Consider the following 25,160-nt stretch of genomic DNA (forward strand, 5'->3'; position numbering starts at 1 on the left):
TGCCTATCTTTTTTTACCACAAGTTGGCTCAATCCTTACTAACTATGGGTTTGGGGCGGGTTGTCACCCCCCCAGATATTTTTCCTTAAGAAATCTCTATCCGATAAATCAATAGCTATACGATAATCATGTGAATTAAGATTCCGATGGGTTCTACCCACTCAGAAGACTTGCGGACAAACCAGAAACCTTGTGTAGGAGAAGTGAAATGAACGAAATAGTTGAAAAAGCTCAACAGGCAATTGCTACACCCGAAGTGCAAGAGATGTTGAGGAAGTTATCTGAATATGGTTTAGGTGTGTTTATGCCACATATGCACGATCCAGAAACAGGTGACTTTGCCCCGCTTCCTTCAGGGATGGTAGCCGTAGAGGATAATCTACAAGTATCTTTTCATCATGTTTCTGAACCGGAAGTTTCTAACGGTAGACCAGTCGGTTGGGTTTGGGATAATTCTTCTCAAACAGCTATGGCTTGTACTACTTGTATGGAATATAGTGGACGACACAGTAAAACTAATCATTAAGTAGTTTGTTGATTGAGTACAGTCTGGGATAAGTCAACTGCTATCCCAGTTTCTGTCTGAGGAGATGCAAAACAGTTGTCTGTCTCAAAACTTGGTTTTGATTCAACAACATAATGTTAATTATTCACAAGGAGTTGAATATGAAGTTTTCGGCTGACCGTACAGAGAAGAAAGGGCCTTTGGGAGGAGCTTACTACGAAACATACATCAAGATAACTTTGACACCAGAAGAGGAAAATATTGCCAACAAACAAGGCATTATGAGTTCCAGAATTTTCGGAAGTATGAGAAATTCTGATGACCCTGAAACAAGAGAGGCTTTTAGTCTTTGTGGTCGGTTAGAAATAACAATGGAAGATTTAATTAATGGGATTACAGTTAAAGTTGGTAGCGGTAAAGAACTGGGAAGGCTTGCAGCGTTTGAAGATTTGATAAAACAGCGTTGTAAAAACTTTAAGTCCAACCTTGAAGCCGATCAGTTTTTTGGCTCTGGCGGATCTAAAGATGAAGAGGAGTTATAAGCTCCTGGTTTTGCATTATTGTGTTGATAAGTTTTGTTGAGCAATGGAGAGAAAAAATGTCAAACAAGCGAATGGAAGACGATCGCCCTGAAAATCGTGCGTCAGCAAAAGATAAAGTAGAAGACGTGGTTAAAGAACTTAAGCTAACTAAAAATGAGCGACAACAGCTACATTACCGCTTAGAAGACTACATGAGCTACTGGGAGATACTGGAACTTGCAAAAAGTATGTTCCAGTCAGAAGGTCGTTGGTAGATAATGAAGGTATCAAAAAAAATTGCCTTTTTTTATCCCAGACAAAAGAGCGATCGCACTTTTTTCAGTATCTCGATGAAAATGCGATCGCTCTATTTTGCATAATTTGCACTGACTCAGTATTAATTTCAGTTAAATCACTCAGTTTTATATCATTTGTGCGTTCGATCGCCCAAACCCCTTATCCCTGACCTCGCGCTGGTCTAAAATCTCCTGGGCCGCAACAAAGGCGATATGTGCGATCGACAAACTGCCCGTATAACCCCGCCAGCAGCAGGGAAAAACTAGCAGCAAGTCGAAGAAGCCAACTAAAACTGCTGCGGTAAAATCGGAAACTGCAACTGAGAAGACTGTAGCGAAGAAAACAACTGCTAAAAAGACGGCGACAGCGACAAAGTAGAAAACCAAGTGAAATTAGTTTAGTTTTCACTCATCCCAGAAACCCGGTTTCTTAAAGAAACCGGGTTTCTTTATTTGTAAAAAACTAGACAAGATGGCCAAAATAGGTTTGTACTTCAATCTTTAAAATTCTCTTATCTTCCTTTGTCTCATCAGCTTCTGCGGGGTTCGATCGCCCCTATTTTTTTTGAGACATATCAACTCAAACACTTGTCAAGCCTAGCTATTCAGCTTACTTGTCACCCGTCGGCAAAATCATCCTATTTACTTATTGACAATTGCTGCTCTCTGTTAAATTGTCAGGAATCGAACATATAAGGTTAAAAATTGTATCATAAGCAACAGAAAGTACCCAATGTTTTATGTAGCGCTCTACAATTGAGAAAAGAAACAAGATTAAGAGGCGCGATCCCGATGGATATGAATATGGATATGAATGGAAACCTAGACTGGGAAGAAGCATTTGAGTACCGAGCGGGCTTAACAGTAGAGTTGAAGTCCCAGCCTGGGGTTTTGCATACGATCGCTTACTATGAAGTGATGATGGTACCGCCCATCTGGTTAGAAAATGACCCCCGTCCCCGCTATCCTCACGAAGTGCGAGTCGTTGCCCACCAGCCAACTGTGTCCAATGTTTGCCGGATTTCAGAGAGTCCTGTTTTAGTCGCCTCCTAAGTTTTTTCAGCGGGAAATATGGGCGATGGCATCTAGCCAGCAATCAAACCGATGCAGTGATTTTCGGATTGAGATTGCTTGAGTTTACTTTGTGGCGATCGCTTAAGATATAGATGGCGCCGAGAGTGCGATCGACTCGAATCACTTGACCTGTTAATGTTGCAAGTGAGAAAATAGCCTGATTAAGGTTAGCAGCCATTCTGTGAAATCATTCTCTCCCCTACAGACAATAATTGCAGCATGGTCAGACTGTAAGCTGTGCAGTCTGATAAAATAACCGCGATTTAGAGTTAAAACAGCTCAATTTTCACTGACTGCAAAAGCTAACACTTCTTCGTCAGGAATTTTTTGGTTATCTTTTCCGGCTTCTTGCACTGTCAAAATATTGTGCCCCATCTGGCGCAGCAATTCTACAATATCTCTGGGAAATTGTTGGTCAGTATCAAGACGCGCCATCATTTCAATCCTCGTCATTTTCGCGGATAGCTATTTCAATTGCATCTGGGAAAGCTGCTGCATAAGCCCACGCATTTGCTAAATCAGAAGCAGTTAGTGTGGCATAGTGATATAAGAGTCGAGACTCGTTCATACCCAAACGATGAAAGCTAACCAGTTCCCAAATAGGAATGCGAGTATTTCTCATACAAGCATCACCGCCACAGACACCAAGAGTTTGGCTCATTCCTTGCCAGGTTTTAGCTATATTTTGCGTTAATTATTAGATAGATAATATGTATTTGCTATTATACGAAATTCCTTTCTCTCTCCTCTCTTCCTCTGTGCCCTCTGCGGTTCATAAAAAAGCCCTTTCACCAATGCAATAGCATTATATCTTTTTAACTTCTGGCTAATTCTCTCTTATTATAAAAATTGCTCACCCTTTTACCCGGAGCTTAAACCAACCTAAAAAACTTAACAAAAAACGAGTCATACCATTTGAGATTTTAGGTTTTTAAATTGGGAATGACTGAGAACATAAAGCTTTGGATATTGCTTAAAGTTGATTTTTTTTTGATAACTGGTATCAGCCATCAGCAGGCACAAAGTTAAATTAACTTCACCTATAAATCCTTATCGCTTCTACCTTGAGAAGTATCTTTTTGGGGACTGGCACCACGCATCCTACCACTCGCAACATATACTACGGCTCAGTGCGGAGTACAAAGCCTACAAAAAATATTGTGTAAATCCTATTATGTATTGCTGAATTCCTTGATCCCCGCAATTAGCCGCCTTTATTGAATCAAAGTCGTGCGATATTTAGCCATAAATTAACATTGATTTAAACTTTAATGGAGGCATAAACAAGCTAGAATTCAAGAGTTTGCGTGGAAGACATAGAGTTTAAATACAAAATGTCACAAATAACAAATTAATATCGATCGCACTTCACGATCGCACATTACAAAACAACCACTACTTAGGAGTCAATAGCTGATGATGCTAGGAACAACCGAGATCCCGCAATTAAAGCCGCTTTCCGACTCAGAACTACACAAAATGAACGCCTACTGGCGGGCGGCAAACTACCTATCCGTCGGACAAATCTATCTCCTCGACAACCCCCTACTCAAAGAACCCCTCAAAATCGAACACGTCAAACCGAGACTCCTCGGACATTGGGGCACCACTCCAGGCCTCAACTTCATCTACGTTCACCTCAACCGCATCATCAAAGCCCAAGACCTCAACACCATCTACATCGCAGGTCCCGGACACGGCGGGCCGGGCTTGGTCGCCAACACCTATCTCGAAGGAACTTACAGCGAATATTACTCGAACATTTCCGAAGATGAAGAGGGTATCAAACGGCTGTTCAAACAGTTCTCCTTTCCCGGCGGTATCCCCAGCCACGTCGCCCCGGAAACCCCCGGTTCGATTCACGAAGGCGGCGAACTCGGCTACGCCCTCGTCCACGCTTACGGGGCGGCCTTCGACAATCCCGATTTGATTGTGGCCGCCGTTGTCGGCGACGGGGAAGCCGAAACCGGCCCCTTGGCTGCTAGCTGGCACTCTAACAAGTTTCTCAACCCGGTTCGGGACGGGGCCGTGTTGCCGATTCTGCACTTGAACGGCTACAAAATTGCCAATCCCACGCTGTTGGCCCGCATTCCGCAAGAGGAATTGGAAAGTTTGATGGTCGGTTACGGCTACAAACCTTATTGGGTGGAAGGTTCAGACCCAGAAACCATGCACCAGTTGATGGCTGCAACTCTCGATACCGCGATCGGCGAAATTAAGGCGATTCAGGAAAAAGCCCGGACGGAGGGCTATTCCGGTCGTCCCCAGTGGCCGATGATTGTGATGAAAACTCCCAAAGGCTGGACGGGGCCGAAGGAAGTTGACGGTAAGAAAACTGAGGATTATTGGCGATCGCACCAAGTCCCGCTTTCGGAAATGGCTTCTAAGCCGGGACACGTCCAACTCCTGGAAGATTGGATGAAAAGCTATAAGCCGGAAGAACTCTTCGACGAAAATGGCAAGTTAATTCCCGAATTGGCGGAACTCGCACCCAAGGGAACTCGACGGATGGGGGCAAATCCCCACGCTAACGGCGGCCTGCTGCTGCGAGACTTGAAAATGCCGAAATTTGAAGACTACGCCGTTGACGTGCAAAAACCGGGCACTGTAATGGCAGAAGCAACCCGCGTTTCCGGTCGCTTCCTGCGAGAGGTGATGAAACTGAATCAGGAAAACGCCAATTTCCGCATTGTCGGGCCTGACGAGACGGCCTCAAATCGCCTCGATCCGGTGTTTGAAGTGACGAACCGGATGTGGGCGGGAGAAATTTTGCCCGAAGACGACCACATCTCCCCCGACGGCCGGGTGATGGAAGTCCTCAGCGAACATCTATGTCAGGGATGGCTGGAAGGCTATTTGCTGACGGGACGCCACGGCTTTTTCTCTTGTTACGAGGCGTTTATTCACATCATCGATTCGATGTTCAACCAACACGCCAAGTGGTTGAAAACTACTAACGATATTCCTTGGCGCCGACCGATCGCCTCTCTGAATTACTTACTAACTTCTCACGTTTGGCGACAAGACCACAACGGTTTTTCTCACCAAGATCCGGGTTTTATCGACCACGTAATTAACAAGAAAGCGGAAGTGGTGCGGATTTATTTGCCGCCGGATGCTAATACTTTGCTGTCAGTAACGGATCACTGTCTCCGCAGCCGCCACTATGTCAACGTGATTATTGCAGGGAAGCAGCCGGCATTGCAGTATTTGGATATGGATTCTGCGATTAAACACTGTACCGCCGGCATCGGCATTTGGGAGTGGGCTAGCAACGATAAAGGTGGCGAACCGGATGTGGTGATGGCTTGCGCGGGTGATGTTCCAACGCTGGAAACTTTGGCTGCGGTTGACATTCTCCGCCGAGATTATCCCGATTTAAAAGTGCGGGTGGTGAATGTGGTGGATTTGATGACGCTGCAACCTGCTAGCGAACATCCCCACGGTTTGTCTGACAAGGATTTTGATACTTTGTTCACGAAAGATAAGCCGGTGATTTTTGCTTTTCACGGCTATCCTTGGCTGATTCACCGCTTGACTTATCGCCGGACAAATCACCCGAATATTCACGTTCGGGGTTACAAGGAAGAGGGGACGACTACGACGCCGTTTGATATGGTGGTGATTAATGACCTCGATCGATTCCATTTAGTTGGAGATGTACTCGATCGCGTTCCCAAACTGAGTTCTGTCGCAGCTTACGGCAAACAAGCTATCCGTGACAAGCTGATCGAACACACGCAGTATATCACCGAACACGGCGATGATATGCCGGAAATCCGCGACTGGAAGTGGCCGCACGCGGGCCCTGTTTCGTCGGAAGCGCCGAAGGAAACGAAAGATCCGGGGGCGACAGCAGAACAAACCGTGCGATCGGGTGCACCGGGCTAGGTGCGATCGCTTCTAGAACACAAGCTACTCATCCCTATGATTGTCAACCAGAGGAAAAATTGACGATTTTGCGAGTATACAACCTAGGCAAGATCGAGGTTCCACCTCAGTTTGACAATCATAGGGAGTGACATCAGTTAAATAAAGCTTCAGCAAGGAATGTCAATTTCTAGGTATGCGCCCGGAACAATAGTGTCGATCGCGTTCCGAATCTCGTCTTGATGCCTTTGAATACGCGGCCAAGATGTAGACAGCAAAACCACAATAGCAATTTGTCGGCTTGTCAGATTTTGTTGATAACGCAAGTTGCGATCGGTTGTTACCAGCAGATTATACCCATCGCGTTCGGCTGTGTCGAGCAGATCGCCATTTGCTAATGTTGACCATCCACGTTCATAAGCAGTATCTACTGTATGACTCAGCAGCGATCGGCGCAACGGTACTGGCGTACCTTGATCGAACAATATCTTCATGCCACCATCTGCGTTAACGAGGCTAGCGCGCGATCGAGTAGCACTTCAACTTGGGCGCGAGTTACTCCCGGAAACCATTCCAGAAACTGGTCAATAGATGCTCCATCTTTAAGGTTCTCGAAAAAGGCGGCAACAGGTACGCGCGTTCCCCGAAATATCCATGCACCACTCACCTTGGTTGGATCGCGTTCAATGACTTCAAAGAGGTCTACATTCTGCATGACGATCGTTTAGTATACAATTAAAACAAGATAATATGTAAGTTATTTTAGCATAAATCGATCGCGATTTAGGATTTGTACATTCACAAGAGGCGGTAATGCTTAAAGAAATAGAAATCCAAAATTTTAGGTGTTTTGAGCAAATCAAAATTTCTGGCTTTGAAAGAGTCAATTTAATCGGCGGGAAAAATAATGCTGGCAAGACAGCCTTGCTAGAGGCACTTTTTCTCAATTTGGATCCCGATGCTAGCAGTCTCGTAATCCTAAGAGAGCTGAGAAGAGAGCCATCAGAAGCCCTAGAAGCTATGCGTGATAGAGCCTGGGACAACTTATTTCATGCACTAAAAAAAGATAGATTTATAGTAATTATTGGCAAAGACGACAACAATAACACCGAGCGATTAGAAATTAAAGTAGAAATCAATTCAATTAGAAATAAGATAATTTTTGAGTTTATGAAAAACGAAGACGAATCTACTTGGTCATTAACACAGGTTGCTGCCGGAGGTTTAAGCAATTTTCGCATTTCTATTGACGAAGTACCAATCATTCCCTCCTGGATCAGGATTTCGGGAAAAGAACTCACACAAGCATACGATAAAGCGCGTTTGGATGAGAAAGATAGCGAAGTTTTGAAAGCTTTTCAAATTATTGACCCTACAATCGAATCAGTAGAGAGTTTTTCGATTGGGGAACCCACACTTTACTTGAGAAGAAAAGGCGAAAAGCGTTTGCCTTTATCATTGTTTGGAGATGCCATTAACAGAGTGGCAGAAATTATCCTTAAACTGGTAAACAGTGAATACAAAATCTTGCTAATCGATGAGATAGAAAATGGCATACATTATACAAGCCAGCGGGAGTTTTGGAGAATGTTATTTCGCTTGGCGGTTGAACTGGATACCCAGATTTTTGCGGCCACTCACAGTTTAGAGATGCTGCAAGCATTTGCTGATGTGGGTTTAGAACCCAATCAGGAATGCAGCAGTGCATATTTTGAACTAGCTAAGAAACCGAAAACAGATCAAATAATCGGAATCCGGCGCGATTTGGAAACTTTGAATTACGCACTAGAGCATCAAAAAGGAGTGAGAGGTGAGTAATATTGTCATAGTAGAAAGTAAAAATGATGCAATTTTTATGCAGGCAATGGTTAAGCAACTAAACTGCGATATCCAGGTAGATCCACCTATTTATATAGATAATTATAAAAGTTTGGAAGGCTTGAGCGAAACCAAGTTAATAATTACGTTAAAAGATTTAGAAGCAGATCTTCAAAAAAGAGAGATAGAAAAAATTGGGATTATTATTGATATTGACAACTATTCCGAGCCAGATCGGTTAGAATGGGTAAATAAATGTATACAACAGGTGTTTGTTGAATCTGAAACATTGTCAAGCACTAAACAATTTATCGATATTTGTGGAGATAATGGAACAAATGCAAAATTGGCTTGTTACTTTACAAATTTTGAAGGTAAAGGCGAACTGGAAACGCTTTTAAAGGGAATAAAGGCTAGAGAATCTCCTCATGCTGATTGTTTGAATAGCTGGAAAACTTGCATAGAAAGCCAGGGACAGCACATCAAGCAGAAAGATTTTGATAAATTCTGGGTTAACACCTATCTGAGGTTTGATACTTGCTCAAAGCAGGATCAGAAACAAGCTGGCAGAAAATGCAGTATGTTTGAGTTTGATTATGTTATGGAACACAAAAAAGATATTTGGGATTGGGGTAATCCTGCTCTCGATGATTTGAAGGAGTTTTTTAGACTCTTTTGCTAACATAGTAAAATTCACACACAATTAACTAACTCATGAGCTTAAGAATCTACTTTGTACGACACGGTGAAACGACTTACAGCCAAACAGGCAGTTTCTGCGGCGCGATCGACCCAGAATTAACGCCCGAAGGTTCTCAAATGGCAGAACAGTTTGCCGCCACTTACGCAAAATTGCCTTGGAATGCTGTTTATGTCAGTCCGATGAAACGAACTATTGCTACTGCAAAACCTTTGTGCGATGCTGTGGGAATTGAAATGCAGCTTCGCGACGGACTGAGGGAAATTAATTACGGTGAGTGGGAAGGCAAAACAGTAGAAGCGGTCAAAAAAGAATACGAAGAAGATTATATTAATTGGCTGACCGAACCTGCTTGGAATGCACCAAACGGTGGCGAAACTTCGGTGGAAATTGCTAGTAGAGCTTCCTTAGTTATCGCAGAAATTGAGGAAAAGTACAAGAGTGGTAATGTTTTGGTTGTCTCGCACAAGGCGACTATTAGAATTATTCTGTGCAGTCTGTTGGGGATTGATTTGGGACGTTATCGCTATCGCATTGCGGCTCTAGCAGCGTCTGTGAGTATTGTCAAGTTTGATGTTCGCGGGCCGCTGCTGGAAGTTTTGGGCGATCGATCGTACATGGATGAAAACCTCCGCAATTTACCCGGTACTTGAAATCGCGGGTAAGGTGCGGAGGCGCACCCTACAGTCTGCCACTAAATCGCACCGAGGTAAGACAATCCTAAAATCGTACCCGTTCCCAAAATATGACCGAAGCAGAGACTTCCCACAAGTGCACCCAAACTCAAGCCGCCGACCAAACCCGATGAGGGCGCGGCTGGGCCTGTGTGAGGCTTTTGGATGGTTGATCTGCCGATCGCAATAGCTAAAATATTGCAAATAATCATAATCAAACCAGTCGTGGGGCTCCACTCTACGGTTCTGGCGACAGTGGCAAGTAAAATTGGTGTAAACATCGATCGGCTCCTTAAACTTTAGTAAATGAAAATCTGCCTAGAAGATATATCAAAAAAATGCAACTGTTAGCTACAGATTGCATTAACAGTTAATTTTTCGACATTTTTCTTAATAATTTTCCCTGAGTCTCAAGATTTTTTAGTCCCCCTCTGCTGGGACGAAAGTTTGACAAGACGCGATTTCAATCGCCTAGCGATCGAAAGAACGAATCAACAGGAAATAATAAAGCATGAAAATACTGGTGTTAAATGCGGGTTCTAGCAGTCAAAAGAGCTGTCTTTACGAGTTAAACGATGTCCTGCCCGATCGCCCGCCCCAACCCCTCTGGGAAGCGCAAATTGACTGGACTCACCAGCAGGGTATAGCAGAGTTGAAAGTCAAAACAGCAAAGGGCGATCGGCTTGAAGATGAGTTTGCCTCAGACTCTCGCAAAGATGCTATTTCTCGAATGCTGGAGACTCTTTGGAGGGGAAAAACTCAAACCATTAATGATTTAAAGGAGATTGATATTGTCGGCCACCGCGTCGTACACGGCGGACAAGAATATCAGGAAAGTACGTTAATTTCGCCGGATGTTAAAAAGGCGATCGCCCGTTTATCTGTTTTCGCCCCCGTTCACAATCCCGTTAACCTCGAAGGTATCGAAGCGATTGAGAAAATTCTCGAAAAAGTGCCGCAAGTAGCAGTATTTGATACAGCTTTTCACGCACAATTGCCGCCCGCAGCCTTTGTTTATCCCGGCCCCTATGAATGGCTGGAAAATGGGATTCGGCGCTACGGTTTTCACGGGATTAGCCATCAATATTGCGCGCGTCGGGCCGCCGACATTCTGGGTCAAAATTTGGCAGATTTGCGGTTGATTAGCTGTCATTTGGGCAACGGATGTTCTCTGGCGGCGATTCGCGGGGGCTGGAGTGTTGACACGACGATGGGATTTACGCCTTTGGAAGGTTTGATGATGGGAAGTCGATCGGGTTCGATCGATCCAGGCATTCTCATTCATCTGTTAAAACAATCCGATTTTACTGCTGAGAAACTTGATGGTATTCTCAATCGAAATTCAGGCTTAAAAGGGATTTCAGGGGTATCTAGCGATATGCGGCAGATTGGAGATGCGATCGCCCAAGGTAATGAGAGAGCTCAACTTGCTTTGGATATTTACATCCACCGTTTGCGCGCCGGAATTGCGGCGATGCTGGCGAGTTTGGGAGGGTTGGATGCTTTGATTTTTACGGCGGGAGTTGGGGAAAATTCTGCTGTTGTGCGGGCTGCCGCTTGCGAAGCTTTTGGATTTATCGGGTTAAAATTGGATGGGGATAAAAATCAACATTCACCGATCGATCAAGATATTGCAGCAGTGGATTCTGCAGTGAGAATTTTGATAATTCACACGCAGGAGGATTGGGAAATTGCGCGAGAATGCTGGAAACTTTATCACTAACTTATTTTATGAATTCCTGCAACAGCGATGCCCACTCAGCTTCGCAGCAGGGTCAATCGATTTTAGATTTTAGATTTTATATTTTAGATTTTAGAATTGAAGCATTGACCCCACAGATCAATTCGGGCGCTTGTTTATCGGATACAGGTTTTTTATTTATCCGTCCTGAGTCTGCTTTCGGAATGAATCCGGGGGCTTGTATCCTGGATGCTTTCGGTCAAAAATCACGCTCGGCGCCACAGTAATAGATCTAATTCATCTGCGTTAATCTGTGTTTCTCTGCCCTAATCTGCGGTAAAAAAAAGATAATTTATTAACCGCAGATGACAAAGGATTGACGCTGATTCACGCAGAGGTCGAGAATAGAGATATGAATAATTCCGATGCCAACAGATTTGATATGAAATCATTGAAATACTGCCAGGGTTGGTAATGATCCAGAAACGATTACAAAACTTGCCTGGGGGCGATAGGAATTTCAATAATAAACTCGGTTCCCTCTCCGGGTGCAGAAACGCAAGTCAATTTTCCGCCATGAGAACTCACAACAATCGAGTGAGAAATAGACAATCCCAAACCAGTTCCCGAACCCACGGGCTTAGTTGTAAAAAATGGATCGAATATCTTGTGCAGCACCTCATTGCTCATCCCCGGCCCGCTGTCGGCAATTTTAATTATGGCAGAATTCCTCTCAGTCACCTCTGTAGAAATTGTAATCGTCGGCTGTTGATGAGAGTTTTCCGGGCAATCTCTTGCTACGAGGAGAGCATCGATCGCATTTGTCAAAATATTCATAAACACCTGATTGAGTTGTCCGGCATAGCATTCCACCAGGGGTAGAGAACCGTAGTTTTGAATCACCTCAATAGACGGTCGTTCCAATCTATTTTTGAGGCGGTGTTGCAAAATCAGTAGGGTGCTGTTAATACCCTCATGGATATCCACTGCTTTAAAATCTGCTTCGTCCATCCGTGAAAAGTTCCGCAACGACAGGACAATTTGGCGGATGCGATCGGTACCCATTTTCATCGAAGACAGCATTTTGGGCAGGTCTTCTTGCAAGAACTCCAGGTCGATTTCTTCGGCTGCGATTTGAATTTCGTCAGCAGGGTTAGGATAGTGCTGTTGATAAAGCTGTACGAACTTTAACAAATCTTGGGCGTATTGCTGTGTATGGACGAGGTTGCCGTGAATGAAGTTGACCGGGTTGTTAATTTCGTGGGCGACTCCACCAACCATTTGCCCCAAACTAGACATTTTTTCGCTATGAATTATCTGTGATTGGGTGCGTTGCAACTCACTTAGGGCGTTTTTGAGTTCAGCGGTGCGGTATTCCACCCGGTCTTCTAATTCTGCATTACTTTTTTCTAAGGCGGTAAACGATTCGCGCAGTTGTCTTGCCATCTGGTTAAAGGAGTTGGCAAGGGCGTTGAGTTCTTGAATACGGCTGTCTTCTACAGCTTGGTCGAAGTTGCCAGATGTTATTGCCTCACTCGCCCGGTTCAGTCGCAGAATCGGACGCGCAATCCAGCCGGAGGTGAGAACGCCCATCCCACAAGCTACCCCCAATGCTGCTAAGCAGAGTAAGATTGTGGTGCGGGTGTTGGCATTGATTTGCCCCATGAAATCGGATTCAGGAACCGCAACAACTACCAACCAATCCAATCCCCATTCGTCTTTCCAGGGTAAAACTTGGACAAACTGGCGTTCTTTATTCAGCCAGAAATCAAGCTGTTGAGTATCTTTGATATTGTTGAAGTCGCCGAAATGCTTTACTAAATATTGAGATGTTGATTGGATCAGTCGATCGCTGCTTTCCAACGCGTTTAACCGTTCGGGGTTGTTATTAATCAGTTTGAAGGGTTGCTCGTTGCTGGAACTCGCAACAATTAGCCCGCTGCGCTCCACAATAAACGTTTTGCCGGATTTGCTGACTTTGATTTGACGCAAGAAATCGCTAATTTGCGAAAGACGCTGGTCGATGCCTATGACACCAATCAGTTGATTGTTCTTGTCATAAACCGGGCGATTTGCCGAAACAGCCAGAGGATACGGCGTGATTTCCCACTGGTATAAAACCCATGTGGGTTTTCTAGCTTTAACCGTGTTTGAGTACCACAGTTCTTTCTGGAACTCGTAGTTTTTGTATATATCAATAAGCGTAGTTTTGTTGCCCTGACTATCTGTCTTGTAGACGTAATTATTTCGATGACCGCGTTGCTTGGGGTTACTGGTGTTAACAATAATATTTCGATCTGTGTAATATCCAGAACCCGCAAACTCGCCTCTTGGAGCGCCAAAGCTTATGTAGCCGACATTAAACAATTGCATTTGTTTCCAGAAGAAACGAGCCACATTATCTAAATCTTTGGGAGCGATCAATCCTGCGTCAAAGGCATCGGCATTCACCTGAGCAAGGTGACGGGCTGTGTTGAGTTGGCTGTCTAGATGCTGGTCAATCCGGCTGCTCACTTCAGTCCGCAGTTGAGATGCCAAATCGTTGACTGCTTTCTGTCCATTTTTAAACGACAAATATCCCACCAGACCGACCGCTCCAAAGATTTGCAAAGCAAATGGGACGATCAGTATGAGCTGCAATCCGATCGCCTGACTTTTCCAGAAGTGACGTATGTTCATTCTCGAAAATTACTTTCCTTTTAGTGTGTTCTATTATCTACTGTTCCATCATATTTATACACACAATATTGACTTCTTTAATTAAAAATCTGACACTTTTTATGCTTTGCCGGAACATGGCCACCTCGTTGCGATCGAAAGTCCTCATTGCGGCTGAAAAAGGGCGATCGCCCTTTTATGAAAACCAGCTCGCTCGCCTTTAATGCAGAGTTTTTGCCGAGCTTGAATTGCGAATTCAAAGTTTAGTAAACGCAATGCGTGGCCGGATTGTTAAGGGTTGCTGGAATTAATTTGGGGATGTTGGTTAATAGTGGTGCCGATTACAAAACTTGCCTGGGGGCGATCGGAATTTCAATAATAAACTCGCTCCCCTCTCCCGGTGCAGAAACGCAAGTCAATTTTCCGCCATGAGAACTCACAACAATCGAGTGAGAAATAGACAATCCCAAACCAGTTCCCGAACCCACGGGCTTAGTTGTAAAAAATGGATCGAATATCTTGTGCAGCACCTCATTGCTCATCCCCGGCCCGCTGTCGGCAATTTTAATTATGGCAGAATTCCTCTCAGTCACCTCTGTAGAAATTGTAATCGTCGGCTGTTGATGAGAGTTTTCCGGGCAATCTCTTGCTACGAGGAGAGCATCGATCGCATTTGTCAAAATATTCATAAATACCTGATTCAACTGAGACGCATAACAAGTAATTAGGGGTAGCGTGTTGTAATTTTTAATCACCTCAATTCCCAAACGCCCGCCCTCTTTTCTCAGGCGCGGTTGCAGCAACATCACCGTACTGTCGATGCCTTGATGGATATCTACCGACTTCATTTGCGCTTCGTCGAGGCGCGAAAAATTCCGCAAGCTTAGCACAATATCCCGGATTCTTTCCGCTCCTACTTTCATGGAATCCAGCAGCTTTTGCAAATCCTCGCTCAAAAATTCCAGCTCAATTGTTTCTATTTCTTCGAGAATTTCATCAGCCGGTTCTGGATAGTGCTGCTGGTAAAGCTCAATCAATTTTAGCAAGTCTTTAACGTATTCGCTAGCCGGATTAAGATTGCCGTAGATGAAACTTACAGGATTATTAATTTCGTGAGCTACACCAGCGACCATTTGCCCCAAACTAGACATTTTTTCCGTTTGGATTAATTGAGCTTGAGTTAGTTTAAGTTCGCGCAAAGTTTGTTCTAAACGCTCGTTTTTTTCATTTAACTCCTGCGTCCGTTCTTGTACTTTCTGTTCCACAGAATTGTAAAGTAGAGCATTTTCCAAAGAAATAGCAACTTGGGAAGAAAGCAACCTTAAAACTTCCAATCTGTGGGGAGTAAATGCTCCGACAGTCAAATTATTTTCTAAATAAAGAATGCCGATCAGTTTGCCTTGATTGATGATGGGAGTACACAAAATCGATTGCAGTTGGTGTTTAGCGATGTAAGGATCAGCGGTGAATAGTCCCTCACCTGCCGCATTGCTCAACACCAAATCCGAGCGAGTCCTTTCCACATAATTAATCACCGTCACAGGTAAATCATGATAGTCTCCAACAGGCGTAAATTGCAGCACAGCTACATCTTCAGCAAATACTGACGCTTTAGCTGAAATCAACAGTTTACCATCTCTGACTAAAATCAGAAAACCTAATTGAGCCCCCGCATTTTCTAAGGAGATTCTCATCAAAGAAGCCAGCAACTTATCGAGGACAATTTCGCTAGAAATCGCCAGAGATGCTTTCATTACCGTTGCCAAATCCAGCACTCTCGCATCGCTGCCAGTAGAAGTATGAATAGTTGTGGTAGTTTGACTGTTGTTAAAACTGCCGTTGAGGGGCGTCATTTCCCGCAACTGCGGATACTTCTGTTCTAAATCTTCTACTTTGCGAACTGCACCCCAGCGCAAGTAGCACGAGTGAGCTTCGCGCAAGTGAATTTTGGCATATTGATACTTGCCTTTACTCAACCAAAACTTAGCTGCTAGTTCATTAGCTAGCGCTTCATTTTGGACAAACTCATTGTCTTGGGCTAAATTTATAGAGAAATCGTACAGTTCTACAGCTTCTGAATCTTTCTTGGAAATTCTGGCTATTTCTGCTTGAACTAAAAGATACTTGTGCAGAAAATTTTCGGCACAGTTATCTGACCAAATTTTCATCTGTTTTTGGTTTTCCTCTAACTTTTCCAAGTATTCCTTTTGCTTCTCTTCTGAAACATTTGGGAAAACGGCGGCTAAAGTTAGAGAAAAGAAAAAATTCCATTCGGTAGCGGGTATCGCTCCGGTAATAAAAGATAGCTGTTTTTCTACTTCAAAAGCTAGTTGTAGCGCTTCGTTGAAGTTACCGTACCAGTACATTACCTGGCATTTGCGAATCTGATAAAGGCAGAGCGAGTACAAATTTTGATGAGCTTGACAGTTGTGTACGTATTCAGCTTCGCTGATATCTTCGCTTTCAAAGACAAACTTTTCAGGAGTTAGTTTGCTCAAGTTACGCAGGATTAACTCTACCCCTAATAATATATCGGTTACGAGCTGATTTTTGGTTTTTTGGCTGAACTGCAAATACCTGCTCGTGTCGGCCAGAATTTGCGAGATTTCTTTACCTTGAAAAAATGAGTTAGCTATGCGGTTGGACAGGATATAACCCGCATACTCTAAATCTCCTGATTCTAAAGCTGCTTGATATCCTTCATTGCTGATTGCGTGGGAATCTTTTATGTGATTGAACCAGTAATAAAAAATACTGACCAGGGATGAACAAGCTCTGCACTTCAAGCCGATATTGCCAGATTTTTCGCTGAGATTCAGCGAGAGCAAGCCGAATTGATACGCAGCTTTGTAATCTCCCGAAACTGCGTTTAGGAACATACCGTAGCCAGCATAGCAAAGAGAGGCTTCGGGTACTAAACCGTATTGTAGAGAAAGATTGACTCCTTTTAAAACGCTGACTTTCCACAAGTCGGGATTTTTGAGGTACGCCGATGTCAGCAAGTTGGTAATTAATTTGACTGCCACTTTTTTGTCGGGTACAGTCATTTCGGGGGCGTCAATTAGGGAAGCTATTTCTCTACCTGCTAAAATATTTGTAGCTGCTGCAAATTCTTCGGATATGACTTTTTGTAGCCCGTCTAGTGGCAAGTCAATGCCTAGCAAGTCCAAAGCTTGGATTCCGGCTTTAACGGCTTCTTCGTACTTCGCCCGCAGGGTGTACTGCACGATCAGCAGGTTGTAAATTTCTACCTTTTCTAAGGGCGATCGCGCTTTTTCCAGAGTTATATTAATAAATTCTTCAGACTTCTCGAAATAACCGTTTAAATACTCAACATTTGCCCGCTCCATGTGCAAGGCAAAGGCTAAATCGTAGTGGGCATCCCAAATATCGGCGCTCAAACCGTCCATGCCTGCGGTCAAATACTGCAAGGCAGCAACATAAGCAGTGGCATCTTTGGCTCTGCGGGCCGCGTCTAAATTCAGCGTTGCCAGTTCAATTAATTCTCGATCGTCTTTAATTAGCGATCGAGCTACATTCAAGTGATCGACTAATTCAAAGATTCTGTCAGCGCGATATTCCGCCGGGGTGTTTTCTAGGATTTGCCTGCCTATTTTCAGGTGAACTGCCTTTTTTTGCGAGTCGTCGATCAGAGCGTAAGCTGCTTGCTGTACGCGATCGTGCAAAAATTTATAATTCAGAATTAATAGCGGAAACAGCACGTAATCTAATGACTTGCTTTCCAATTCCGAAGTTGGCAGAATCAATCCCGACTTAATGGCTGGCAACAGGTGAGAAAAAGTTTCCGAGGCTTCTTTTTCATGAATTAAAGAAAGAGTATTCAAGTCAAATTCGTTCCCCAAACAAGCCACTAAACGCAAAACTTGCTGCGTTGAACTTGGCAGTTTTCTCAACTTTTGTACCATCAAATCTACTACATTGTCAGTGATAGCGCACTGTTCAATTTGAGTCATGTCCCAATGCCAGCCGCCCTTGCTCCCCGACTGTGGCGGGTGAAAAACTAGCAGGTTTTCTTGATACAATGTTTGCAGAAATTGATTTACAAAAAAAGGATTGCCGTCGGTTTTGCTGATTACCAATTCAGCTAACGGTTTGACAGATTCTCGATCGCTGTGCAAAGTCTCGGCAATCAAATGAGTTATGTTTTCCACCCCCAGCGGCGACAAAGCAATCTGATTAATGATAGCTTCTTGATTCCGCAGCGTCTCCACTGTCATCATTAAAGGATGAGTAGGACTAACTTCATTATCCCGATAAGCACCAATTAAAAACAGATATTGCGTAGCTTCATCTGTCATCATCAATTCGATCAGCTTGAGAGTAGCCGAATCAGCCCACTGCAAATCGTCGAGAAAAATGACCAGCGGATGTTCTGGCTGGCAAAATACGCGAATGAAATTTTGAAATACTAAATTAAAGCGGTTCAGAGATTCCGTCGGCCCCAATTCAGCTACAGGAGACTGAGCTCCGACAATTAGTTCAACTTCGGGAATAACATCAATAATAATTTGTCCGTTTTGACCGAAGGAACTGCGGAGTTTTTCGCGCCAAACTGCTAATTGAGCCTCACTTTCAGTTAACAGTTGCCGCACCAATTCCGAAAAAGCGCTGACAACGGCAGAGTAAGGAATAGTTCGCTTGTACTGGTCAAACTTTCCCCAAATAAAATATCCACGCCTGCGGGTAATGGGTTTGTCTAAAATCTTCACCATTGCAGATTTGCCAATACCGGAATAACCGGCAATCAGCATCATCTCGCTGCGAGATTTATGCTGTCCTCTCGCCAGGACTGACAAGGGACTTTCTTTTTTCGATTTGCTCTCTTTTTTGATGACAGAAATTTGAGAATCGTCGCTGCGGTAGCCTCGATTATTTGTTGCTGCTACCCGTTCAAATGCCGCTAAAAGAGTTTCAACTTCTCGCTGTCTGCCGTAAAGTTTTTGAGGTATTTGAAATTTGTCGGAAATATCTTGGCGGCCGAGAGGAAACTCAGAAACAACCCCAGATGTTTGCCACTGAAACAGGCATGATTCCAAATCTGCTTTTAGTCCCCAAGCACTTTGATAGCGCTCTTCAGGAGTTTTTGCTAACAATTTCATCACAATATCTGAAACAGTTTGAGGAATCTCTGGGGCAATTTCAGCGAGAGGTACTGGCTGTTTGGCAATGTGACAGTGAACTAACTCCATGGGATCTGTAGTGGAAAAAGGGAGTTGTCCTGCCAGGATTTCATAGAAGGTCACGCCGAGCGAATAAAAGTCGGTGCGGTAATCGACTACCCGGTTCATTCTGCCGGTTTGTTCGGGCGACATATAGGCTAAAGTGCCTTCTAGAAAATTGGGATTTTTAGTCGGAACATTTTCCAGGTTGGATGCAGTTGAAATGCTAAAGTCTATTAGTTTTACTTGTCCTGTAGCAGGATTAAAAACTATATTAGAAGGGTTTATATCTTTATGAATTACATTTTTTCCATGAATTTCTCCCAAAGTTTCAGCAACTTTGATTGCCGTAGTCAGAAATCCTAAAATGGTAAACTTTTGAGAACCCATAAATATTTTTAAAGATTCCCCGCCAAAATCTTCTAAGATCATTGCCAGACTATTTCTAACCTGTTGCAACTTATACACTTTCACAACTCCGTCCAACAGGCTTAAGTTGGCAGTGATCTCATATTCGCGCTTGTATCTATTCAGTTCTTCAGGAGTCGGATAGTCTTCTTTGATAAGTTTGATAATAACAGGTTGGTTGTTCTGCTCGTTGTGGCCGCGGTAAACCAGGGAAGTGCTGCTTTCATAAATGAGAGCGAGAACTGCAACGCCGGGAATTGCCATCATAGTTGGGTTCTCTCAAATTAGGTGTGCTTGGTCAATGTTACAGGACTGACGCGCGGCGGGCTAGAAACCCGGTTCCTTCGTTGCTAGTCGTTGACAAACCCAAGATTTTATCGTGTAAATCGGGTTTCTTTTCGTAAATCCTATGTTATTCTTCATTATCGCTCAAGAGCTATCTTTTGGGATGTGTGGGTAGGCAGGCCTTGACAGCAAAGAGCTACTGCTGACAAAAGCACGCTGGGGCTTTCGTCACCTCAGCAGTTAGGTAAACAAAATCGCAAATACAGGATTTGTGCAAAGATTTACTCTAATGCTCGATCGCCATGCTGACAACTAAATCCCCTCAGATTCCAAGTAATCGCTTGACTTTAGTGGATCGTCACCACATCTCGTGAAAATATGCAAGTGCTGAAAGATTTATTTTTTCCGGCTATCGGGTACGAATTTGCGGTGCTTCAAAAAAACCGGCCGGTGCAAATCTTAACTATAATTCGCGACCGAGGTGCTGAGGGAAGTAAGTGTTGCTTCGGAATCTGAAATTTCCTTCAGTTCTATCTATTTTGACCGATCGATTAACAATACTAACTGAGCGTTTGACCAGAGTAAATTTGACAAGAAATTCAGAATTATTGCACCTTGTCTGGTGCGCGGCAGCGAACCCTACATTAATCAAATTTGCCTAACTCTTAAGAAAATTTGAGGAAAGATTAAGAATTATTGCCATAAAACCCAGGTAAAGTTGTTTGAATTGCGAGTCAAATCCCAAGCAGGCAAAGCGTTTGAGCATTTCCTAAATCTGTAAATTCTCAGAAAATTAGTATTTCTCAAGGATTCATCCGGTGAGAAAATCAGAAACAACCTTAAAATTTAGCAGTAATCGCCCGATCGGGCAATTCTCAACCAGCACCAGGAAAAAACCTATGAAATTGGCTTATTGGATGTACGCCGGCCCAGCCCACATCGGCACTTTGCGCGTCGCCACTTCCTTCAAAAACGTCCATGCGATCATGCACGCACCGATTGGAGACGACTATTTTAACGTCATGCGTTCCATGCTGGAGAGGGAACGGGATTTCACCCCAGTAACTACCAGCGTCGTTGACAGACACGTACTGGCGCGGGGTTCGCAGGAACGGGTGGTGGACAACATCACCCGCAAAGACAGAGAAGAACACCCAGATTTAATCGTCCTCACCCCGACTTGCACCTCCAGCATTCTGCAAGAAGACTTGGAAAACTTCGTGGAGAGAGCTCAATTGGATGCTAAAGGCGATGTATTGCTGGCGGATGTTAACCATTATCGGGTAAACGAACTGCAAGCTGCCGATCGCACTTTGGATCAAATCGTCCAATTTTACATTAACAAAGCCCGCAAAAAAGGCGATTTAGTAGAAGCCAAAAGCGAAAAACCATCTGTCAACATTATCGGTATGTCTACCCTGGGTTTCCACAACCAGCACGACTGCACCGAGTTGAAGCGTTTGATGGCAGATTTGGGCATTGAAGTCAACGAAGTTATTCCCGAAGGTGCTTCGGTTCACAACTTAAAAAGACTGCCTCGCGCTTGGTTTAACTTGGTTCCTTATCGGGAATTGGGGATGATGGCCGGGGAGTATTTGCAAAAAGAATTCGGCACGCCGATGGTGGATATTACGCCGATGGGCGTGGTAGAAACTGCGCGCTGTATCCGCAAGATTCAGCAAGTTTTGAATGCTCAAGGTGCGGATGTTGATTACGAAAATTTTATTGACCAACAAACTCGATTTGTGTCGCAGGCTGCTTGGTTTTCCCGGTCGATCGACTGCCAAAACTTAACCGGTAAAAAAGCGGTCGTATTTGGCGATAATACGCACGCTGCGGCGATGACGAAGATTTTGGCTCGCGAAATGGGAATCCACGTTGTGTGGGCAGGAACATACTGCAAACACGACGCTGACTGGTTCCGGGAACAGGTTAGCGAGTATTGCGATGAAGTGCTGGTGACGGACGATCACGGGGCGATCGGGGATGCGATCGCCAAAGCGGAACCTTCGGCGATTTTCGGTACACAAATGGAACGCCACGTTGGTAAGCGCTTGGATATTCCCTGCGGCGTAATTGCTGCACCGATTCACGTCCAAAATTTCCCGATCGGCTACAAGCCATTTTTGGGTTATGAAGGCACGAATCAGTGCGTAGATTTGGTCTACAATTCCTTCACTTTGGGAATGGAAGACCACTTGCTGGAAATCTTCGGCGGCCACGATACCAAGGAAGTGATTACGAAGGGTATTTCGGCTGATTCTGATATGGGTTGGACGAAGGATGGACAGGCAGAATTGAATAAAATCCCTGGTTTTGTGCGGGGTAAGGTGAAGCGGAATACTGAGAAGTTCGCGCGCGATCGGGGGATTGATAAGATTACCGTTGAAGTGCTGTACGCAGCGAAGGAATCTGTCGGCGCGTAGGTTATTGTTGGGGTGGGCATTTGCCCACCTCACTTAGTAAAATAGAAATGCACTGTCACTTTTCAAACATAGAAAAGTTCTTTATGGCTAATTCTGTTGCTTTCCAGACCGCGATCGAATATGTAGAATCTCTGGCAATTGAAGAGCAAGATTTGTTAATTGAATTAATTCAGAAACGGCGAATTGAAAATCGGCGCGTCGAAATTGCTAGCAATGCAAGAGAGGTTTTGAGTGCTTTAAAAGCAGGCACAGCCAAGCGAGGCAACTTTGCACAGTTAAAAGCTGATTTACTGGATGAAGAATGAAAACTTTAGTTTGGAACAACAGTTTTAAACGGGCTTTTAAACGGGTTATCAAGAGAAATCCGCAATTAGGTGAGAAAATCTTTTCGGTTTTGGAGTTGTTAGTGAACGATCCATTTTCTCCTCCATTGAAGTCACATAAACTGCGGGGGCAATTAGAAGGACTTTGGGCTTGTTGGGTTGAGTCCGATTGCCGAATTATCTATACTTTTGAGCAAGATAATGAAACGCAAGAGGACTTGATCGTCTTGATTGATATTGGGACGCATGATGAAGTATATTAACTGACGATCGCCCTTTTCCAACAAGCGTGCGATCGCCCACCTGAAAAATTGCTATAGTATCAAATGAGCCAACCTTGCTCTCAGTGAAAAAATATGTCAACCCCTACACAAACTCCCCAAACAAGCACCCTTGAGATAACTATCAATCAGGAACAAAAAGAACTGTTAGAAAAAGCAGCTACCCTGTGGGGTCTTAGTCTGAGCGAATATCTGCTCGAAGTTGCTCTAAATCTAGCCGAAGAACTGCCACTTAAACCAGAAAAGAACGATCTTTCCGAACCCAATTGGGAAATTGTTACCTCAGCGATTGAAAACCCACCAGAACTTAACTCTAAGCTGAAAGCAGCGATCGAGAGGTATCGGCAAAAATACGATCGCAAATAAATAATGGAATGGATATTTTGCTCTATAGATGATAGCAGGGTGATTCGGGAGAATTTTGATTGCGGTGTGCCGGAGTTAAATCAGTATCTCAAAAAATACGCCCGACAAAATCAAAGAAAAGGGATTGCTAAAACTTGGGTGGCAATTCCTCAAGACGGTGACGGTCAAGTAGCAGGTTATTATTCAATAAGTAGGGCTGCATTACAACTAGAGTTACTTCCTGAAAATTACAGAAGAGGGTTGCCGCGCTACCCCCTTCCAGTCATGCGGATCGGAAAACTGGCAGTAACTCAATCAATGCAGGGTAGAAGACTAGGTGAGACATTGCTAGTCGATGCTTTTAACAGAGTGATTCGTTTGTCAGAAGATATAGGAGTATTGGGAGTGATAGTTGACGCTTTCAACGAACAAGCTAAGGGATTTTATTTGCAATACGAGTTCATTGCCTTAGAAGGCGATGAACTCTCACTTTTTATTCCCATGACTAGGATATTAGAAGCTTTTACATAGGTAAAAGACAAAAGTTGGTCTTAGCTTAGAAAAGGCGATCGCCCTCTTTCAACCAAGGGCGATCGCACGCTTATCAACTCGCCACCAAAATTAATCGATCGGATCGAAAACAAGAGTCAATCGAGCACCGGGAAGCAATTGTTTGAGAACTCGCAAATGACCCTCTGCATCAGACCAATTGCGAAACCGACCGACAACGACCCTTTGTAGATGTGGAAGCAAACGAACCACGATCCACGGTCTGAGACGTTTCTCATACGGCATAATAGGTGTATCTCCTTGTTAATTGGAGCCATAGCCAGTCCTGAGCCCTCGGAAAGCATCGGACTGGCTTTTGACTGAGCCTTGATGGGATTAGACGAATTGTAACATAATAAGCCCAAATATGTGTCAGTAGATTTTTAAGAATAGGGTAACAACACGATCGGGAGCGTAAGCTTGTACCATTAAGAGCGTTGGCAAACAAAAAAACATTTACATTGAGCAAGCGCGTTCACGTTACCTTTCCTGATTACGTATATGAAGCTTTGGATCGATGGGCTGACAAGCAAGGCAGATCCACGGCTAACCTGATAGCCTTTCTCGTGGAAACGGCTTTATTGGAAGCCCAACAAAGGGGAGAAGTACCCTCTGGGCCTGAAGATCCCAAAAGCGACACGTAAACAGTTCCCTCGTGGGTTACGGGGGCGTGTCGCGCGATCGCACTTATCGAAATTGATGAAAATTAGCATCCGCGCCCGCAGTTGGCGCACAATATTTAAAATAATTCTCTGCTTTTTCCTCGCGATCGCCTGTTAGTGCATAAGTCCTATCAGCCATCGAAAGTGCCAGTTATTGAATTGTCCGCCGGCTAGTCAGTTGCAGGGAAACTCACAAAAAAATATCATTCTCAGTAACCAGCTTTCGACTATACATTCAATCCTATTGTGGGGCGGGCTTCTAGCCTGCCCCTAAAAGCTTATTGAGAATAGTACCCGATCTTAGGGGAAACGGAAATTGCATCCCAGGATTTCCTCCTTGAGGCCAATTATGAAAACTGTACTGTTCGATCGCCCTAATCAATCCAGCTTACCTAGATTAGACGCATCAACATATTTTAGAGGAATGACTTATGAACTTCACAGCAAGACTCACACAAACCAGCTTACTCGGTTTAATGCTATTTGCCAGCAATCCAGCGGCAACCTTTGCTTTAGGACAATCGAACACAAGCACTGCACCAACAGCGTCTCGCACTCAGTCTCCGATTGAAACCATACAAATAGCTAATGTATCCACTCCCCAAAAACAGGTGAGAGATTTTTGTGTTCGCAAAAGACAGACACTGGCAAACTATTTCGAGACCAGCAACTTTCGGATTTATCTGTGCTACAACCACGCTCATCAACTATATTACTACGGCGTTAAAAAGAGTAACGGCAGCACGATCGCCCTGCGAGCTCAAACTGAAGAGGGGACTGGTTACGTGGCCACAAATGGCACCTACGATTACATTGTTACAGGAGCTAGCCTTAGTATTTATAACAAAGGCAAACGCATTCTCGAACAACGAGTGATTCGCTCCCTTTAGTATTTAAATGCGAT

Annotated in this window: 26 protein-coding genes; 17 read left to right on the plus strand and 9 right to left on the minus strand. The window is 44.1% G+C overall.

Translation table 11 applies throughout. The features are described from left to right. Positions 1 to 208: 208 nt before the first annotated feature. The 3 genes from QUA33_RS12830 (at position 209) to QUA33_RS12840 (ending at position 1,301) form a co-directional block, all read left to right on the plus strand. The gene (locus QUA33_RS12830) at positions 209 to 526 is read left to right on the plus strand and encodes a hypothetical protein (RefSeq protein WP_333148914.1); all 318 of its coding nucleotides are present in this window, start codon (positions 209 to 211) and stop codon (positions 524 to 526) included. 113 nt (positions 527 to 639) lie between these two features. Continuing rightward, complete coding sequence (locus QUA33_RS12835; protein ID WP_096831124.1) at positions 640 to 1,047, plus strand: hypothetical protein; 408 nt, start codon at positions 640 to 642, stop codon at positions 1,045 to 1,047. A 71-nt stretch (positions 1,048 to 1,118) separates the two neighbouring features. Then, on the plus strand, positions 1,119 to 1,301 hold the full coding sequence (locus QUA33_RS12840) for a hypothetical protein (protein WP_333148916.1): 183 nt from the start codon (positions 1,119 to 1,121) through the stop codon (positions 1,299 to 1,301). 147 nt (positions 1,302 to 1,448) lie between these two features. Here QUA33_RS12840 and QUA33_RS12845 read toward each other — a convergent pair whose 3' ends face one another. After that, the gene (locus tag QUA33_RS12845) at positions 1,449 to 1,709 is read right to left on the minus strand and encodes a hypothetical protein (RefSeq protein WP_333148917.1); all 261 of its coding nucleotides are present in this window, start codon (positions 1,707 to 1,709) and stop codon (positions 1,449 to 1,451) included. Positions 1,710 to 2,132: 423 nt separating this feature from the next. Here QUA33_RS12845 and QUA33_RS12850 point away from each other — a divergent pair, with 423 nt between their 5' ends. Then, positions 2,133 to 2,375: a hypothetical protein gene (locus QUA33_RS12850; protein WP_333041742.1), complete on the plus strand. Its 243-nt coding sequence runs from the start codon at positions 2,133 to 2,135 to the stop codon at positions 2,373 to 2,375. 43 nt (positions 2,376 to 2,418) lie between these two features. Here the strand turns inward: QUA33_RS12850 and QUA33_RS12855 are convergent, their stop codons facing one another. From QUA33_RS12855 to QUA33_RS12865, 3 genes are all read right to left on the minus strand, one after another. After that, positions 2,419 to 2,574: a hypothetical protein gene (locus QUA33_RS12855; RefSeq protein ID WP_333148918.1), complete on the minus strand. Its 156-nt coding sequence runs from the start codon at positions 2,572 to 2,574 to the stop codon at positions 2,419 to 2,421. A gap of 101 nt (positions 2,575 to 2,675) precedes the next feature. Further along, complete coding sequence (locus QUA33_RS12860; protein WP_333148919.1) at positions 2,676 to 2,849, minus strand: DUF5615 family PIN-like protein; 174 nt, start codon at positions 2,847 to 2,849, stop codon at positions 2,676 to 2,678. Then, positions 2,836 to 3,057: a DUF433 domain-containing protein gene (locus QUA33_RS12865; RefSeq protein ID WP_333148920.1), complete on the minus strand. Its 222-nt coding sequence runs from the start codon at positions 3,055 to 3,057 to the stop codon at positions 2,836 to 2,838. Before QUA33_RS12865 ends, QUA33_RS12860 begins: the two co-directional genes overlap by 14 nt. Before the next feature lie 755 nt (positions 3,058 to 3,812). On the opposite strand from QUA33_RS12865, the gene QUA33_RS12870 reads away from it, so the two are divergent. Then, positions 3,813 to 6,287 (plus strand): phosphoketolase family protein, encoded by a 2,475-nt coding sequence (locus QUA33_RS12870; RefSeq protein WP_333148921.1) that lies wholly within the window; start codon positions 3,813 to 3,815, stop codon positions 6,285 to 6,287. A gap of 149 nt (positions 6,288 to 6,436) precedes the next feature. On the opposite strand, the gene QUA33_RS12875 is transcribed toward QUA33_RS12870, so the two are convergent. Together QUA33_RS12875 and QUA33_RS12880 are read right to left on the minus strand one after the other, a co-directional pair. Then, positions 6,437 to 6,760 carry a hypothetical protein gene (locus tag QUA33_RS12875; protein WP_333148922.1) on the minus strand — a complete coding sequence of 108 codons (324 nt, stop codon included), beginning with the start codon at positions 6,758 to 6,760 and terminating at the stop codon, positions 6,437 to 6,439. After that, positions 6,757 to 6,981, minus strand: a complete 225-nt coding sequence (locus tag QUA33_RS12880) for a DUF433 domain-containing protein (protein ID WP_333148923.1) — start codon at positions 6,979 to 6,981, stop codon at positions 6,757 to 6,759. Before QUA33_RS12880 ends, QUA33_RS12875 begins: the two co-directional genes overlap by 4 nt. 98 nt (positions 6,982 to 7,079) lie before the next feature. Here QUA33_RS12880 and QUA33_RS12885 point away from each other — a divergent pair, with 98 nt between their 5' ends. Genes QUA33_RS12885 through QUA33_RS12895 form a run of 3 tightly spaced genes read left to right on the plus strand, consistent with a single transcriptional unit; the run spans position 7,080 to position 9,437 of the window. Further along, the gene (locus QUA33_RS12885) at positions 7,080 to 8,084 is read left to right on the plus strand and encodes an AAA family ATPase (protein WP_333148924.1); all 1,005 of its coding nucleotides are present in this window, start codon (positions 7,080 to 7,082) and stop codon (positions 8,082 to 8,084) included. After that, a complete protein-coding gene (locus QUA33_RS12890; protein WP_333148925.1) occupies positions 8,077 to 8,766 on the plus strand; it encodes a DUF3226 domain-containing protein in 690 nt (229 codons plus the stop codon). Before QUA33_RS12885 ends, QUA33_RS12890 begins: the two co-directional genes overlap by 8 nt. A gap of 32 nt (positions 8,767 to 8,798) precedes the next feature. Further along, entirely contained in the window at positions 8,799 to 9,437 is a 639-nt protein-coding gene (locus QUA33_RS12895; RefSeq protein WP_333148926.1) for a histidine phosphatase family protein, read from the plus strand. 41 nt (positions 9,438 to 9,478) lie between these two features. Here the strand turns inward: QUA33_RS12895 and psaK are convergent, their stop codons facing one another. Then, the gene (gene psaK, locus QUA33_RS12900; RefSeq protein ID WP_333099668.1) at positions 9,479 to 9,739 is read right to left on the minus strand and encodes a photosystem I reaction center subunit PsaK; all 261 of its coding nucleotides are present in this window, start codon (positions 9,737 to 9,739) and stop codon (positions 9,479 to 9,481) included. Positions 9,740 to 9,969: 230 nt separating this feature from the next. Here psaK and QUA33_RS12905 point away from each other — a divergent pair, with 230 nt between their 5' ends. Continuing rightward, positions 9,970 to 11,181 (plus strand): acetate kinase, encoded by a 1,212-nt coding sequence (locus QUA33_RS12905; protein WP_333148927.1) that lies wholly within the window; start codon positions 9,970 to 9,972, stop codon positions 11,179 to 11,181. Next, positions 11,160 to 11,426, plus strand: coding sequence for a hypothetical protein (locus tag QUA33_RS12910; RefSeq protein WP_333148928.1), 267 nt, complete (start codon positions 11,160 to 11,162; stop codon positions 11,424 to 11,426). The genes QUA33_RS12905 and QUA33_RS12910 overlap by 22 nt, the downstream gene beginning before the upstream one ends. A 202-nt stretch (positions 11,427 to 11,628) precedes the next feature. Here QUA33_RS12910 and QUA33_RS12915 read toward each other — a convergent pair whose 3' ends face one another. Both QUA33_RS12915 and QUA33_RS12920 read right to left on the minus strand, forming a co-directional pair. Continuing rightward, positions 11,629 to 13,818, minus strand: a complete 2,190-nt coding sequence (locus tag QUA33_RS12915; RefSeq protein ID WP_333148929.1) for an ATP-binding protein — start codon at positions 13,816 to 13,818, stop codon at positions 11,629 to 11,631. 320 nt (positions 13,819 to 14,138) lie between these two features. Beyond that, positions 14,139 to 19,652 carry an AAA family ATPase gene (locus QUA33_RS12920; protein WP_333148930.1) on the minus strand — a complete coding sequence of 1,838 codons (5,514 nt, stop codon included), beginning with the start codon at positions 19,650 to 19,652 and terminating at the stop codon, positions 14,139 to 14,141. A gap of 917 nt (positions 19,653 to 20,569) precedes the next feature. Here QUA33_RS12920 and bchB point away from each other — a divergent pair. The 7 genes from bchB (at position 20,570) to QUA33_RS12955 (ending at position 25,146) form a co-directional block, all read left to right on the plus strand. Then, entirely contained in the window at positions 20,570 to 22,096 is a 1,527-nt protein-coding gene (gene bchB / locus QUA33_RS12925; RefSeq protein WP_190659189.1) for a ferredoxin:protochlorophyllide reductase (ATP-dependent) subunit B, read from the plus strand. Positions 22,097 to 22,179: 83 nt separating this feature from the next. After that, positions 22,180 to 22,401 carry a hypothetical protein gene (locus QUA33_RS12930; RefSeq protein WP_333148931.1) on the plus strand — a complete coding sequence of 74 codons (222 nt, stop codon included), beginning with the start codon at positions 22,180 to 22,182 and terminating at the stop codon, positions 22,399 to 22,401. Further along, entirely contained in the window at positions 22,398 to 22,682 is a 285-nt protein-coding gene (locus tag QUA33_RS12935; RefSeq protein WP_333148932.1) for a type II toxin-antitoxin system mRNA interferase toxin, RelE/StbE family, read from the plus strand. Before QUA33_RS12930 ends, QUA33_RS12935 begins: the two co-directional genes overlap by 4 nt. A 93-nt stretch (positions 22,683 to 22,775) precedes the next feature. Beyond that, complete coding sequence (locus QUA33_RS12940; RefSeq protein ID WP_333148933.1) at positions 22,776 to 23,066, plus strand: DUF1778 domain-containing protein; 291 nt, start codon at positions 22,776 to 22,778, stop codon at positions 23,064 to 23,066. A gap of 3 nt (positions 23,067 to 23,069) precedes the next feature. Further along, positions 23,070 to 23,576: a GNAT family N-acetyltransferase gene (locus QUA33_RS12945; protein WP_333148934.1), complete on the plus strand. Its 507-nt coding sequence runs from the start codon at positions 23,070 to 23,072 to the stop codon at positions 23,574 to 23,576. A gap of 455 nt (positions 23,577 to 24,031) precedes the next feature. After that, positions 24,032 to 24,238, plus strand: a complete 207-nt coding sequence (locus QUA33_RS12950; protein WP_333148935.1) for a ribbon-helix-helix domain-containing protein — start codon at positions 24,032 to 24,034, stop codon at positions 24,236 to 24,238. A gap of 449 nt (positions 24,239 to 24,687) precedes the next feature. Continuing rightward, positions 24,688 to 25,146 (plus strand): hypothetical protein, encoded by a 459-nt coding sequence (locus tag QUA33_RS12955; protein ID WP_333148936.1) that lies wholly within the window; start codon positions 24,688 to 24,690, stop codon positions 25,144 to 25,146. Positions 25,147 to 25,160 lie beyond the last annotated feature (14 nt).

The organism is Microcoleus sp. Pol14D4 (assembly GCF_036701245.1).
Lineage (GTDB): Bacteria > Cyanobacteriota > Cyanobacteriia > Cyanobacteriales > Microcoleaceae > Microcoleus.

Bases quoted from the DNA above. Each gene is read 5' to 3' on its own strand.
- QUA33_RS12850 (WP_333041742.1), top strand. From the start codon at position 2,133: ATGAATGGAAACCTAGACTGGGAAGAAGCATTTGAGTACCGAGCGGGC.
- QUA33_RS12885 (WP_333148924.1), top strand. From the start codon at position 7,080: ATGCTTAAAGAAATAGAAATCCAAAATTTTAGGTGTTTTGAGCAAATC.
- QUA33_RS12955 (WP_333148936.1), top strand. From the start codon at position 24,688: ATGAACTTCACAGCAAGACTCACACAAACCAGCTTACTCGGTTTAATG.
- QUA33_RS12940 (WP_333148933.1), top strand. From the start codon at position 22,776: ATGTCAACCCCTACACAAACTCCCCAAACAAGCACCCTTGAGATAACT.
- psaK (WP_333099668.1), bottom strand. From the start codon at position 9,739: ATGTTTACACCAATTTTACTTGCCACTGTCGCCAGAACCGTAGAGTGG.
- QUA33_RS12855 (WP_333148918.1), bottom strand. From the start codon at position 2,574: ATGGCTGCTAACCTTAATCAGGCTATTTTCTCACTTGCAACATTAACA.
- QUA33_RS12910 (WP_333148928.1), top strand. From the start codon at position 11,160: ATGCTGGAAACTTTATCACTAACTTATTTTATGAATTCCTGCAACAGC.
- QUA33_RS12830 (WP_333148914.1), top strand. From the start codon at position 209: ATGAACGAAATAGTTGAAAAAGCTCAACAGGCAATTGCTACACCCGAA.
- QUA33_RS12920 (WP_333148930.1), bottom strand. From the start codon at position 19,652: ATGATGGCAATTCCCGGCGTTGCAGTTCTCGCTCTCATTTATGAAAGC.
- QUA33_RS12935 (WP_333148932.1), top strand. From the start codon at position 22,398: ATGAAAACTTTAGTTTGGAACAACAGTTTTAAACGGGCTTTTAAACGG.
- QUA33_RS12870 (WP_333148921.1), top strand. From the start codon at position 3,813: ATGATGCTAGGAACAACCGAGATCCCGCAATTAAAGCCGCTTTCCGAC.
- QUA33_RS12840 (WP_333148916.1), top strand. From the start codon at position 1,119: ATGGAAGACGATCGCCCTGAAAATCGTGCGTCAGCAAAAGATAAAGTA.
- QUA33_RS12835 (WP_096831124.1), top strand. From the start codon at position 640: ATGTTAATTATTCACAAGGAGTTGAATATGAAGTTTTCGGCTGACCGT.
- QUA33_RS12905 (WP_333148927.1), top strand. From the start codon at position 9,970: ATGAAAATACTGGTGTTAAATGCGGGTTCTAGCAGTCAAAAGAGCTGT.
- QUA33_RS12865 (WP_333148920.1), bottom strand. From the start codon at position 3,057: ATGAGCCAAACTCTTGGTGTCTGTGGCGGTGATGCTTGTATGAGAAAT.
- QUA33_RS12895 (WP_333148926.1), top strand. From the start codon at position 8,799: ATGAGCTTAAGAATCTACTTTGTACGACACGGTGAAACGACTTACAGC.
- QUA33_RS12860 (WP_333148919.1), bottom strand. From the start codon at position 2,849: ATGACGAGGATTGAAATGATGGCGCGTCTTGATACTGACCAACAATTT.
- QUA33_RS12945 (WP_333148934.1), top strand. From the start codon at position 23,070: ATGGAATGGATATTTTGCTCTATAGATGATAGCAGGGTGATTCGGGAG.
- QUA33_RS12875 (WP_333148922.1), bottom strand. From the start codon at position 6,760: ATGAAGATATTGTTCGATCAAGGTACGCCAGTACCGTTGCGCCGATCG.
- QUA33_RS12915 (WP_333148929.1), bottom strand. From the start codon at position 13,818: ATGAACATACGTCACTTCTGGAAAAGTCAGGCGATCGGATTGCAGCTC.
- QUA33_RS12880 (WP_333148923.1), bottom strand. From the start codon at position 6,981: ATGCAGAATGTAGACCTCTTTGAAGTCATTGAACGCGATCCAACCAAG.
- bchB (WP_190659189.1), top strand. From the start codon at position 20,570: ATGAAATTGGCTTATTGGATGTACGCCGGCCCAGCCCACATCGGCACT.
- QUA33_RS12930 (WP_333148931.1), top strand. From the start codon at position 22,180: ATGGCTAATTCTGTTGCTTTCCAGACCGCGATCGAATATGTAGAATCT.